At 72.5% G+C, this 12,727-nt stretch carries 11 protein-coding genes; 3 read left to right on the forward strand and 8 right to left on the reverse strand.

Annotation, left to right across the window (positions count from 1 at the left end; genetic code table 11):
* Positions 1–495: 495 nt before the first annotated feature.
* Entirely contained in the window at positions 496–930 is a 435-nt protein-coding gene (locus ABZ919_RS28515; protein WP_361253186.1) for a hypothetical protein, read from the reverse strand.
* 239 nt (positions 931–1,169) lie between these two features.
* Complete coding sequence (locus ABZ919_RS28520) at positions 1,170–1,619, reverse strand: MarR family transcriptional regulator (RefSeq protein WP_361253188.1); 450 nt, start codon at positions 1,617–1,619, stop codon at positions 1,170–1,172.
* Positions 1,620–1,721: 102 nt separating this feature from the next.
* Between ABZ919_RS28520 and ABZ919_RS28525 the strand changes: the two genes are divergently transcribed.
* From ABZ919_RS28525 to ABZ919_RS28535, 3 genes are all read left to right on the forward strand, one after another.
* On the forward strand, positions 1,722–2,126 hold the full coding sequence (locus tag ABZ919_RS28525; protein WP_361253190.1) for a nuclear transport factor 2 family protein: 405 nt from the start codon (positions 1,722–1,724) through the stop codon (positions 2,124–2,126).
* Between the two features lie 99 nt (positions 2,127–2,225).
* Positions 2,226–3,698, forward strand: coding sequence for an FAD-dependent monooxygenase (locus tag ABZ919_RS28530; RefSeq protein WP_361253192.1), 1,473 nt, complete (start codon positions 2,226–2,228; stop codon positions 3,696–3,698).
* A 716-nt stretch (positions 3,699–4,414) separates the two neighbouring features.
* On the forward strand, positions 4,415–7,471 hold the full coding sequence (locus ABZ919_RS28535; RefSeq protein ID WP_361253194.1) for a BTAD domain-containing putative transcriptional regulator: 3,057 nt from the start codon (positions 4,415–4,417) through the stop codon (positions 7,469–7,471).
* A 69-nt stretch (positions 7,472–7,540) separates the two neighbouring features.
* On the opposite strand, the gene ABZ919_RS28540 is transcribed toward ABZ919_RS28535, so the two are convergent.
* The 6 genes from ABZ919_RS28540 to ABZ919_RS28565 all read right to left on the reverse strand — a co-directional run bounded on the left by ABZ919_RS28540 (position 7,541) and on the right by ABZ919_RS28565 (position 12,722).
* Positions 7,541–7,735, reverse strand: coding sequence for a hypothetical protein (locus ABZ919_RS28540; protein ID WP_361253196.1), 195 nt, complete (start codon positions 7,733–7,735; stop codon positions 7,541–7,543).
* Positions 7,736–7,816: 81 nt separating this feature from the next.
* The gene (locus ABZ919_RS28545; RefSeq protein WP_361253198.1) at positions 7,817–8,041 is read right to left on the reverse strand and encodes a hypothetical protein; all 225 of its coding nucleotides are present in this window, start codon (positions 8,039–8,041) and stop codon (positions 7,817–7,819) included.
* 115 nt (positions 8,042–8,156) lie between these two features.
* Positions 8,157–9,557, reverse strand: coding sequence for a helix-turn-helix transcriptional regulator (locus tag ABZ919_RS28550; protein WP_361253200.1), 1,401 nt, complete (start codon positions 9,555–9,557; stop codon positions 8,157–8,159).
* A gap of 135 nt (positions 9,558–9,692) precedes the next feature.
* Positions 9,693–10,382 carry a PIG-L family deacetylase gene (locus ABZ919_RS28555; protein ID WP_361253201.1) on the reverse strand — a complete coding sequence of 230 codons (690 nt, stop codon included), beginning with the start codon at positions 10,380–10,382 and terminating at the stop codon, positions 9,693–9,695.
* Positions 10,379–11,296 carry an NAD-dependent epimerase/dehydratase family protein gene (locus tag ABZ919_RS28560; RefSeq protein ID WP_361253203.1) on the reverse strand — a complete coding sequence of 306 codons (918 nt, stop codon included), beginning with the start codon at positions 11,294–11,296 and terminating at the stop codon, positions 10,379–10,381. Before ABZ919_RS28560 ends, ABZ919_RS28555 begins: the two co-directional genes overlap by 4 nt.
* A gap of 76 nt (positions 11,297–11,372) precedes the next feature.
* Positions 11,373–12,722, reverse strand: coding sequence for a UDP binding domain-containing protein (locus ABZ919_RS28565; RefSeq protein ID WP_361253205.1), 1,350 nt, complete (start codon positions 12,720–12,722; stop codon positions 11,373–11,375).
* Positions 12,723–12,727 lie beyond the last annotated feature (5 nt).

A 12,727-nucleotide genomic window follows, 5' to 3' on the forward strand; every position in this document is an offset into this window, starting at 1 on the left:
GTCGACGACGAAGACGGTCCCGATGCTGCTCCAGCGTGACCGTATGTCTGGTCTGGACCATCCGTACCAGTGCCAGAGCGGCCGCGGCCCTGTTAACGACAGCAGGCCCCGTCACTTCGCCGGCAGGATCGGATCGAAGCGAGGGCGACGTGCACCGGGCCACATGTCGCATGGCCGACTCCTTTCCGGCCCTCGTGCGAGCAGTGACCATTTCCCGGGACGGCGCTAACCGCCGCTTGTTCGAGCCACTGATGAGACAGGGCCGGAGCACTGGTCTTGAAATGCTCGATCGGCCTCGTCAGCACCGAGGGGCGGGGCATCAGTATGGGCCGGGACCGTCCTCCTCCTTCCTCACACCGGAACGGATGGCGCCCGGCACCCAGCGGCCACTCCCCCGGCATCGACGGGGGCCGGGCGGCAGTCGGTCCGGTGCCTTGACTGGCCTTGGACTGGGTTGGTTTGCGCGTGACCGGGACCACCTCATCGGGCGGGAGGTCAGCGGGCAGGGCGGGTGTTGGACGGTGAGGCTCCGCGTCGCCAGTCCGCGAGCTTGTGGCCGCGGAATGCCTCCCCGCTCTCGATCCCGGCCTTGTTCCTGGCGAACTCCCGCTCGGCTGCGTACATCTGCCGAGGTGCGCAGCCGAGGTGTCCCCAGCCGTCGGTCACCTCCGTGATGACCTCGCCCTCGCCATAGTCCTTGAAGCAGGTCTGGCAGGTGCCCGGGTACGCAGCCCGCGACGACTCACGCGACAGCGGCACCGCCTTCCTCGCCGGTGTCTTCCTTGCGGCGGCTTTCTCGACCAACCCCTTCTTCGCTGCCGCCCTCTTCTTGGCGGCTGCCTGGGCCCTCTTGAGCGCCTCACGCTGGGCCTTGCCGAGCTGTCGCCCGCGTGCCGCCTCGGCGGCCTTCTGTGCCCGGGCCTGTCCCACGCGCGGATTGCAGCGCCGCCGCCCGGTACCGTCGCGCGCCACGCGCCACGCGCACCGACTATCGGGGACCGCGGCGCACGGGTGCGTACCGGTGCGCGCGGCGCGATGGATGGATGGTGCAGGACGCCCCGCAGCGAGCAGCTCTGAGGATGCCGCGAGCACCTGGTGGGAGATTCAGAAATCGCCGTCAGAGCGCCCGGCGCACCGGTAGTCGCACCGCCGCACCTCGCGTGCCGTCGTCATGATTCCGCGAACGGGCCGGTGGCGACGAAGCGGTGGAGCTGGCGGGCGAAGCTCTGCGCCTCCTCGGGTGGCCAGGAGGCGAGGGACGCCTCGATGAGCGTGGCGAGGCGCTGCCGGGTGGCCTTCACCGCCTGCTGTCCGGTTTCGGTCAGGGCGAGCAGGGTGGCGCGGCGGTCGTCGGGGTCGGGTTCGCGGCGCAGCAGACCGGCTTCCTCCAGGCGGGTGGCGCGGCGGGTGACGCCGGAGCGGTCGAGGCCGATTTCGCCGGCGAGGTCGGCGGCGCTGCACGGGCCGGTCCGGGCGAGCCCACTGAGGACGGGGTAGGTGGTTTCGTCCACCGCCTCGCCCAGGCCGTCCGTCAGCCGCGCGTACAGCCGTGCTCGGGTGCTTCGCCTGAGCAGAGCTCCGAGGGCGTCGGCGATCTCGTGTCCCGCGTCGTTAGGCATGACCCAAGAATAGCGTGCGCGACGCACGCAATCTGTAGTACGGTGCATATGCGTGCTCGGCGCACGCACTTTCTGTCGAAACGCGAACCCAAGGGGACCGTCATGCCCACTGCCAGCACCCCCACCGACGCCCGCACCGCCCTCACCGACCTGCTCCTCACCCCGGGCCTCGACCTCGACGAGGCCGCCGACCGGCACTTCGCCCCCGACTACCGCCAGCGCACCGACGGAAGCTGGGCGAACCGCACCGAGTTCCTCGCCCACATCGCCCACCTGCGCACGGTCGTCGCCGGCGGCTCGGTCGAGGTGCACGACGAAGTGTCGTGCGGCGATCGCTACGCCGACCGCCACACGATGGAGGTCATCAAGACCGACGGTTCCACCGTCCGCATGGAGGTCTACCTCTTCGCCGAGTTCGCCCCCGACGGCCGCTTCCGCCGCATCGAGGAGACCACCCTCATGCTCGAAGGCACCGACGCCGACCGGAACCTCGGCAGCGCCCGCTGAGCCACATCGCCCACCTGGCGTCACAAGGCCCCCTGCCCCAGCGCATCGGCGCGCCGCCGTCATGGCGCATCATCCGAAAAGTGAGAGGAAGTGGTTGTCGTGCTCGACGTGCTCATCGCCGGGGCCGGCCCAGTGGGGCTCTGGCTCGCCGCGGAGTTGCGCCTGCACGGGGTGGAGGTGACCGTCGTGGAACGCCGGGCGGCACCGGACGGACGGTCGCGCGCGGTCGGCATGCAGGCCGGCACGCTCGACACCTTCGCCACCCGCGGCCTCGCGGAGCGGTTCATCGAGCGCGGCACCCCGGTGCCGACCGGCCACTTCGGAGCGGCGACCACCCGGCTGGACTTCTCCACAGTCGGGGCGGTGCACCCCTTCATGCTGGCGCTCGGTCAGTCCGTCACCGAACAGCTCCTGGAGGAGCACGCGGTCGCCGTGGGCGCCCGGGTCCTGCGCGGGGAGGAGGTCGTCTCGCTCACCCAGGGGCCGGACGCCGTCGAGGTGGTGATCCGGGCCGGCGGCACTCATCGGACCGTGCAGGCCCGCTGGATGGTGGGCTGCGACGGCACCCGCAGCGCGGTGCGCCAGGCGGCCGGCATCGACTTCCCCGGTCAGGACACCACTCTGACCGGGTGGCTCGCCGACGTCGAACTCGACGATCCGCCAGCCGCGCCGCTCGCCGCCACCGGGCCGGCCGGTTCGTTCCTGGCGGCCCCGATCGGCGACGGCGTCCACCGACTGGCGGGCCTGTCCACGGCCACCATGCACCACGGCACCGGCGAACCGCTGACCGTGGAGGAGGTGCGCGAGCAGACCCGCGCGCTGGTGGGACGGGACCTGGGCATCCGCAACCCCCGGTGGCTCTCGCGCTACGGCAACGCCACCCGCCAGGCCGCGCGGTACCGGGCCGGACGGGTGCTGGTGGCCGGGGACGCGGCGCACATGTTCTTCCCCGCCGGTGGGCAGGGCATGAACCTCGGTATCCAGGACGCCACCAACCTGGGCTGGAAGCTGGCCGCCACCCTCCAGGGCCGGGCACCCGACGGACTACTCGACAGCTACGACACGGAGCGGCGGCCGGCCGCCCGCGTCGTCATCGACAACACCCGTGCGCAACTGGCCCTGTTCGCGGCGGCGAGCCCGGAGCAGATCGCGCTGCGCGAGGTCTGGTCCGCCGCGCTCACCGAACCGCGGACCAACCGCCAGTGGGCCCGCCGGATCGCCGGCTTCGACGACCCGCTCCCCGCCGGCATCGCACCCGGCGCGCACTCGCTGACCGGCACCCGACTGGCCGGCCTCGCCCTGGACACAGCCGGCGTACCCACCGCCCACCCGCTGATGCACCACGGCCGACCACTACTGCTGGATCTCGGCGGAACGCGGACGCCGTGTTCGGCGCCCGGCCTGGACCGCCGGACGGTAGTCGTCAATGCCGAGCAGTCGAATCCGGTCTGGCGGGACGTCACCGCCGTCCTGATCCGGCCAGACGCCCGGATCGCCTGGGCCGGCACCGACACCGAGCCCCAGCGCCGGGCCGAGGACTGTCTCACCGCTCTGCGCACCCTGTGCCGCTGAACGCCGCTCGGTGAGCCCACCCGCCGGCCCCGCATAGGTCGTGGCCGGGCCGAGCAACCTGCTGCAGCCGGCCGTGACGAGCAGCCCGGCGGCCGCCTGCTGCAGCCACTCTGCCTCCTTGGCGGCGGCCGCACCGGCCGTGAGAGGTCAAAGCGGACCTTGTGCCCCGTCCGAAAAGTCCACCAGCGGCTCCTCGGCCGGCCGCGGTAGCCCGCGGCCCCTGCCGGAGCGGTGCCGCTGCAACCTGCCACAAACACGCAGACCATCTGCCCGGTGCGGGGGTTGTGCGCCGGCCTCGCCCTGGCCGTGCCGGCCGACGGGGAGCATACCGAGACGACGCCGTCCACCACGCCGCCGCGAAGCCCGGCACCACCAGCACCGCGATCGGCACGTAGGGGAACGTCTTTCACACCATCGCTGAGAGCCGGGCGGGCGCACACCCCCTCCGCCGAGGTGGGAATGGCATAGCCGTGCACGCTCGGCGGGGCGGACGGGGCCGGCGAGCAAGCACGGTCCCGGTGTCGGCCTCTGGACGCAGTACGTGATGGCACGTCTTCCCACCGTGCCGCCGTGGCTGTACCCGCCACGTGCGCCTGATTTCCCCGACTCAACTCTGTCAAAAAGTTGGATCCCCGGTCCGGCCGATGCCGTCTTAAGGGTATCCGCGAGCGATCATGTCCGTTCGCCTTACTGTCCGTTGCGAGGGGAGACAGCGGGTGGCTGGAGCATTCCAGTTCGAAATACTCGGCGCGGTCCGCGCACACCGGGGGGACGTAGAGCTGCGCGTGGGACCACCGCAGCAGCAGGCGTTGTTGTCGCTTCTGCTTCTGCGCGCCAACCAGCCCGTGTCCATGGCTCAGATCGTCGGCGCGCTCTGGGCGGACGCGCCGCCCACCCGGGCGGTGACCACCATCCGCACCTACGTCTGGCGGCTGCGCAAGCTGCTGGAGTCGGAGGGCGCCGCGCCGACCGTCCTGGAACTGGCCGGTGACGGCTACCGGCTGGTCGTGCCGGTCGGGGCACTGGATCTGCACCGTGTCGAGGAGCTGGCTGCCGGGGCCGCCCGCGCCGCGGCCGGTGACCGGGTGCCGGAGGCCGCGCAGTTGCTGGCACGGGCCCTGGACCTGTGGCAGGGGGAGCCACTGGCCGGGGTGCCCGGGCCGTTCGCCGAACGGCAGCGCGTCCGGCTCGAGGAGCTGCGGCTGACGCTGTGCGAAAAACGCTTCGAGCTCGCCCTGGCGTTGGGCCATCACCGCTCGGCCGTCCCGGACCTGGTCGAGCTGACCGACGCCCACCCGCTGCGTGAACGCCCCTACGGTCTGCTGATGCGCGCGCTCTACGGGGCGGGGCGTCAGGCCGACGCCCTCGCGGTGTTCAGCCGAGTGCGGGACCTGCTGATCGAAGAGCAGGGCATCGAGCCCGGTCCGGAACTGGCTGAGGTGCACCGGAGGATCCTGGCCGGCGACCCCACTCTGACCGGACCCGGCCGGACCCGATCGAAACCGGCGCAGCCTCAGCCGATGCCGCCGGAGAAGGGCACGGAGGGCGACTGCGCGCCGCCGGTCGACGACAGCGGCGACGGCGACAACGGCGAGGCCGGCCGGCGGGAGACGTCGGTCCCGGTTGTCGTGTCCTCCGCGTGGCAGCCGGTGCCCGCCCAGCTCCCCTACGACGCACCGGACTTCGTCGGCCGAGCCGATCAGGTCGACGCCTGGCTCGCGCTGCTCACCGAACCGGTGCGCCGGACGCCGGTCGTGCTGGCCGCCGCCGGGATGGGGGGCGTCGGCAAGACGTGCCTCACCCTGCATATCGCCCATCGGGCCCGCACCCACTACCCCGACGGTCAGCTCCACGTCGACCTGCGGGGCAGCGGAGCCGACCCGGCGAAACCGGGCTTCGTCCTTGCCGGATTCCTGGCCGCGCTGGGCGTCCCCGAGGGTGAGGTGCCAGACGGCGTCGAAGACCGCTGTCGGCTGTTCCGGTCGCTGGTCGACGGACGACGGCTGCTGATCGTCCTGGACAACGCCCGGGACGCCGCCCAGATCCGCGAGTTGATTCCGGGTTCGTCCAGCTGCGCCGTCATCCTCACCAGCAGATCGCCCATGTTCGACCTTCCGTTGACGGATCAGCTCCTGCTGGAGCCGTTCCGTTCCGAGGAGGCGCTGGACCTGCTCGGCTCGATCATCGGCCGAGAGCGGCTCGAGGCGCAGCAGGAGGACGCACTGAAGCTGGTCGAGGCCTGCGGCCATCTGCCGCTCGCGGTGCGCATCGTGGCCACCCGGCTGGCGGCGCGGCCCGCCTGGTCGGCGGCGACGCTGACCGCGCGCCTGGCGGACGAGCAGCGGCGTATCGCCGAGCTGCGGATCGGCGCTCTGGCCATCGACGCCGTCTTCGAGCTGGGTTACCAGCAGCTCACCGCCGCGCAGGCGCGGGCGTTCCGGCTGGTGGCCCTGGCCGGTGCGGCGGACATCGGAGCGCGGGCGGCGGCTGCCGCGATGGGTGTCGATGAGGCCACCGCGGAGGTCCTGCTGGAGTCGCTGACCGACGCGGCGATGCTGAAGTCCGCCAAGCCCGGCCGATACGAGTATCACGATCTGGTACGCGTCTTCGCCCGGCAGCGTGCGGAGTCACACGACCCCGGGGAGGCGGCGGCGGCCCTCGGCAGGCTGCTTGACTTCCTCCTGGCGACGGCCGCCAGCGCGTTCCCGCACGCGATTCCCGGAGATGCGGTGGCGGACGCGTTCGGCCCACTGAGATCGGACGGGCTCAAGTTCCACGACGTTCACGCCGCGCGTGCCTGGGTGGTGGCCGAGATCGACGGCCTGGTCGCGGCGGCGTTGAGTACCGTCACGCTGCGTCTGCCGGACGCCGCGCAGGACCGGCTCGGCAGTGCGGTGGACCTGCTGCTCGCGGTCAGCCCGTTCGCCCATGCCGTCTGGTACGAGCGGATGACCCCGGTGGCGCTGGCGCTGACCGAGACCGCGGAACTGACCGGCTGCCAGCGGATCATCGGGCGGGCGCGGATGCTCTGCGGGGGCATTGCGCTGCGCGCGGACCGGATCGAGGACGCGGGGCGGCATGCCGGGCTGGCCGTCGAGGCGGCCCGTGCCGCGGGCGACGTGTACACGCTGCGGCAGGCCCTCAACGACCTTGGACTCGTGGCGCAGTTCCTGCGCCGCTTCGAGGAAGCGGCGGCCTGCTACGACGAGGCGATCGCCCTGGCGCACGCCTTGGGTCACCACTCCGGTGCGGCAGTGACGACCGTCAATGCGGCGCTGGCCCGGGTACGCAGCGGGCGACCCGAGGAGGCTATCCCTTCCTGCGAGTCCGCGTTGTCGCTGATGCGAGAACTGGGTGACAATGTTGGCGCGGCCTATGCCCTTTATGTACTCGCTCTGGCGCTGCACGAACTGGGCCGCTACGAGGAGGCGGTGGCCCGCTACGGCGAGGCTCTGACGGTGTGCCGGGCAGTCGGGCTGCGGGAGCGGGAGGCACAGGTGCTCTACCGCCTGGCGGAGACCTTGCGCAGCACCGGGCGGCGGCAGGAGGCAGCGGAGCACGCGGCCGAGGCGGTCGCCCGCTGTGAGGAGGCCTGCTCCGACCGGGACCGGGCGCAGGCCCTGGTCGTCATGGGGCGGGCACTGGCCGATCTGGGGGAGACGGACCGGGCCAGGGAGCACTTGGAGCAGGCCCGTGTTGTCTTCACCCGCTTGGGACTGCCCGACGCGGCCGACGTGTCGAAGCTGCTGGCCGAGGTGCCCGGCCCGTGCTGACGGAAGGTACGGCAAAGGCCGCCCGGGGCCGGGGGTGCCCGCGCCGGGCGGCCGTTCGTCAGCCGTGGATCACATCTTCGCGCCCGGCGGATTGTAGCTGGATCCGGTGTTGTTGACCTCGGTCCGCCCGTCGGCCTGGACGATGCCGTGCTCGCCCGCGGGTGTGCGGGTGTGTGCCAGACCGGCGGATCCGGCGGCCCCCAGGGCGGTCGCGGCGAGCAGTGTCAGGGCGAGTGCCGTACAGGCGCGGCGCAGCTGATACATGGGAGGTCCTCCTTGACGGTCACCACCGGTGGTCTGCCGGTGGTTGATTGAAGGATGGTGCACTGCTATGGACGGGTCACGTCAGCAGCAGAGGGGTATGTCGGTGGTGGGCGAGGTGGTTTCGATCGCGGTCAGCGCGTCGCGGAACTCCGGCGCCGGTGCCGTGGCGAGCGAGGCGGGGAGCACCGCCAGCAGCAGGGCCAGGACAACGGCCCGGGCGGCTCGGTGGTGGAACGGGCCGGTGACGGCCCCGCCGGGCGTGCGGGCACCGGTGGGGCGGCTGGAGGCGTACGACATGCTGAGCATCTGCTTTCGTCGGGGAGGACCGATGAACGGTGCCGGAAAAGGGGCGGCCGCTCCTTTCCTGCGCGGTCTCCTTCGACGTTAGGCGCCGGCGATCAACACTGGTTCAGCAACCGATCTATGCCCGGGTCGATCGCTTGTGACCGGCGGACCCCGGGGCGGCTGTTCGCGCGCCGGAGGCCTCCGTGACGGCCGCTTGGTCCGTGGACGGGAGCAGGCTGCTGCGCTGGCCGAGGCAGCGCAGGCTCTGCCGGTACGCCCCCAGGGCACGGTCGGCGTGTCCCGAGCGCTCCAGCAGGTCCCCGAGGTCGTTCCAGGCGGAAGCCGCCTGCCGGTCCGCCCCGGAGGCCTCCAGCAGCAGTGCGGCCCGCTCGCAGCCGGCTTCGGCCGCCGCCGCGTCCCCGAGCTGCAGTTGGGCGCCCGCAAGCACCAGGAGGGTGCGCGCGGTCTCCAGCCGGTGTTCGCCGCCCAGCAGTTCCAGTGCCCGCCGGGCGTGCCGCTCGGCCTGGCCGGCGTCGGACTCCAGCAGGCACGCGCGGGCCAGCGCGGTCTCGCAGTACGCCATGTCGATGGTGCTGCCGTGGTCTGCCAGGCTCTCGGCGCTGCGGGTCAGCTGCGCCTTGGCCTCCGCGAGGTCGCCGTCCGGCGCCTGCATCAGCACCGACGCGTAGGCGTTGCGCAGCCGGGACAGCGCCCGGGCGTCGTCGCCCTCGGAGTAGATGGCCAGGGCCCGTTCCAGCAGCAGCAGGGCGTCGGCGGAGGCGCCGTTGCGGTGCGCCACCACGCCGGCGTTCCAGTACGCGGCGCCCAGGGCCTTGCGGTCGCTGACCCCCTCCGCTTCCTCGATGGCAGTGCGGGCCAGAGCGGCCGCGCGGTGCAGGTCGCCGCGCTCGCAGTGCAGGCCGACGAGCGTGGCCAGCAGTTCGACGCCCAGCACGGTCGGCGTGAGCTGGAGCCCGCGGGCCTCTTCCAGGGTGGCGGTGGCCAGGTCGATCGCGTGGGCCAGATCGCCCATCTCCCGGTAGCAGCGGCACAGCGCCACCGCCACCGCGAGCCGCGGGACCAGGGACTGCCCGTAGCCGGCCTGGTCCAGCAGCGCCTGGTAGTGGTCGGCGGCCTCCTCCAGCCTGCCGTCGTGCTCCAGGGCCTGGGCCACGCCGTACTCGGCGGACAGCCGGACGGCGTCCTTCCCCGCTGCGGCGGCCTCGTCGCGGACTGCGGCATAGGTGTCCAGGGCTGTCTTCGGGTCACCGTTGCGCAGGCTGATCTCCGCGTAGCGCAACTCGGTCTGGAGGGTGTCGTGCCGTTCGGTCGCGAGCAGTTCCAGGAGGTGTCCGGGGGCGCAGCCGAGCCGGGCGGCGATCTGTTCCAGGACCTCCGGGGAGGGGGTCCGCTTGCCCGCCTCCAGCAACGAGATGTAGCTCGGGGAGAGTGTCGCGCCGGCCAGGTCCATTTGCGACAGGCCGGCCTCGCGACGCAGCTGGCGGATCCGTGAACCCAGACTCTGCGATTCCGCCATGATGGCTTCCTCTTATTATTGTGACTGACGGCAGGACGTGATGAGTGAATATACTCGGTCAAGTCCGGGTTGTGCCAGGCCTGCGTGTCAGCCGGCGCATGGGGCCGAGAAATAGGCCGCTTCGGGGCCTGCGGTTCAGCCGGCGGGGAGCAGTCCCCCGAGCCCGTGGGCACGCTCGACGACGAAGCCCTCCGCACGGTCGGTTCCGCTCAGGCTTCCGTGGAAGCGGTCCGCGGCCTCCACCGCCGCCAGGTCGAGGGGGCGGAAGCCGGGCCGGGCGGCGCCGAAGGGTTCCAGGGCGCGCCGCTTGGCCGCGGCGTATGCGGTGATGTCGACGAACGCCTGGGGGGCGAAGCGGGAGAACGCCGGGGTGCGCATCTCGCCCGGCCGCATCCCGTAGAGGTCGACGCGGCAGGTGCGGGTGGCGGCGGCCACCGCCCGGGCGGTGAGGCGGTGGTCGGCGTGGCCGTCGCCGCTCCAGTGGGTGAGCACCGCCCGGGGGGCGACGTCGGCGATCAGCCGGTCCACCGCGGCCACCAGGACGATCTCCCCGATGTCGGCGACCTGCCGGTTTTTGCCGCCGGTCGGCCAGCGCAGTTCGTAGCCGAGGGTCGCGGCCGCCTGCTCGGTGTGCCGGGTGCGCTGCTCGGCCCCGGCTCCGGACTCCGGCAGCGAGAGGACGGCGGTGACCACCCGGACGCCGTGTGCGCCGAGGTGGGCGATGGTGCCGCCGGCGGCGATCTCCGCGTCGTCGGGGTGGGCGACCACCACCAGCACCGAGGCCGGCCGGTGCCCGGCGCCGGGTGCGGGGCCGGATGCGCTCACACCTGCCATCCGTAGAAGGCCACGGTCTTGTCGATCTGCTCGGCGGGCAGCCGGGCGTACCAGTTGAGGGTCTCGGCCAGGGAGGTGGTGTAATCGCTCAGCCGCAGATCGCCGAGGACATCGCGCAGCTCGGTCATGTCGGCGGTGAGAACGGTGCGGGGCACCTCGCCGGGGCGCATCGGCAGGTGCTGGATGCCGGCGGCGTTGCCGAAGTGTTCGTTGACCGCGGTGGCCACCTCGTTGACGCTGACGCTGATGCCGCTGCCGCAGTCCGGGATCACGTCGGTGCGCTCGGTGCGGGTGAAGCGGATGGTCATGTCGGCGAGGTCGTGGGAGAAGACCATGTCCACGATCTGCTCGCCGTCGCCGTACACCTGGATGGGCAGGCCCCGCATGGCCTGAGCGGCGAAGGCGGGGACGATCTTGCGGATGGGGAGCAGCGACTGGCCGGGGCCGTAGGCGTTGTAGTAGCGCAGGGAGCAGATGCGGCTGGGGCCGGAGTCGTTGGCCATCTGGGCGAAGGACTCCGCCGCCGCCTTGGTGATGGTGTAGGTGTTCAGCCAGACGTTGGGCTTGCCGGGGTAGAAGACCCGGGGCACTCCGCAGGTGCCGGCCGCTTCGAAGACCTTGACCGTGCCGCCTATGTTGATGTCGATGGCCTCCTGCGGGGTCTCCTGGAGTTCGGAGGTGCCGAGCACGCCGGCCAGGTGGTAGACCTCCTCGGCGTCCTGGAAGGTCTTCATCAGCAGTTCGGAGTCGCGCACGTCGCCCTGCACGAAGCGGGCGTCGGGGCTCAGGGCCTTGGTGCCGATGGGCACCAGGTCCAGGACCGTGACGTCGTGGCCCTCTTCGATCAGGCGGCAGGCGATGGTGCTGCCGAGAAATCCGCTTCCGCCTGTGACGACGGCTTTCATGGGGTCTCCTTGGGTGGGTGTGCGAACAGACGGACGGGGGCCGGGCGGACGGGTGGGTCTGGCGCCGCCCGAGGGCTCAGGGCCGGGGTGCGGCGGACGGCCGCGCGGCGGGGGTGCCCCATTCCGCGTAGGGGACGGCGGTGCCGCGCAGCGCGGCGCCGTAGCCGCCGAGGTTGTCCACCAGCGCCGGCGGGTCCTGCAGGGCGGAGAGGCGGGCGGGCAGGTCGGCGTAGAGGTCGTGCGGGGTGGCGGCGACCAGGGTGCCGAGGCCGCTCAGATCGTCCGGCCAGCGCAGCGGGCGGGCGCCGGTGAGGGCGGTGATCTCCTCGGGGGTGAAGTAGGGGTCGTGCAGCAGGACGTCGGCGCCGCGGGCGAGCAGGTGCTCGGTGACTCGCGCGGCGGGCGAGCCCTCGACGATCCTGGCGTTGGGCGCGTAGCTGAGGCCGAGGATGCCGATGGGGCCGTCGGTGATCCGGAGGATCGATTCCGCGACCCGGGCCGGATGGTCGCCGTCCCACGCCATCGCGGCGGCGACCAGGGGCAGCGGGGTTTCCTCGCCCGGGTGGCCGGTCCCGTCGACGGCGAACCGGGGGCTGAGCGGGATGCAGTAACCGCCGATGCCGATCGAGGGGTGGAAGGTGGGAACGTTCCACTTGGTGCCGGCCAGCCGCAGCACTTCGGGGACGTCCAGGCCGGGATAGGCTTCGGCGAGCTGGTTGGTGAGGACCAGGTCCAGGTAGCGGTAGAGGTTCTCCACGGGCTTGGTCAGCCCGGCGTGCCGCCAGTCCGGCGCGGGGTGGACGACCTCACTGATCGCCCCGTACAGCTCCCGGGCCAGCGGCAGGGATTCCGGTCGGGCGGTGCCCACCACCCGGGGCAGGGTGCGCAGGTTCATGTCGGGCGAGAGCATCCAGTCGCGGCGGGGCGCGGCCACCAGGTGCAGTGACGCGTCGGTGGCGGGGGCCGCGCCGAGCGCGGCGGGCACCAGGTCGTCGAGCCAGCGCAGGCTGACGGTGCTCTCCAGGGCGACGAGGGTCTCGCCGCCGGCGCGGGCCCGGCCGACGGCGGTCAGCACCGTGGTCAGCGGCCCGGTCACCGGCCGGCCGGCGCGGTCGGTGTTGACGCAGACCAGGTGCACCCGGGCGGCCACCGCCGCGGTGTCGTCGGGGGACGCGGCGCGCAGCCGTCCCCCGGAGCGGGCGGCGGCGAGGGGGATGACGTCCTCGAAGCCCGGCAGCGGGACCACTCCGGCGTTGATCTCGCCCACCCGGTGCTCGTCGGTGTCGAGCACCGTGCAGGGGAATCCCGCCTGGGCCAGCGCGCACGCGGCGGACAGACCGATGAAGCCCGCCCCCCACACCGTGACGGGCTCCGTCCGGTCCTGCAGCGCCGCCAGAAGCGGGCGGGGGGACGTCGAGGGCTGCATCGGCC

Origin of the sequence: Streptomyces sp. NPDC046759, assembly GCF_040645475.1 — a bacterium.
Classification (GTDB): Bacteria; Actinomycetota; Actinomycetes; order Streptomycetales; family Streptomycetaceae; genus Streptomyces.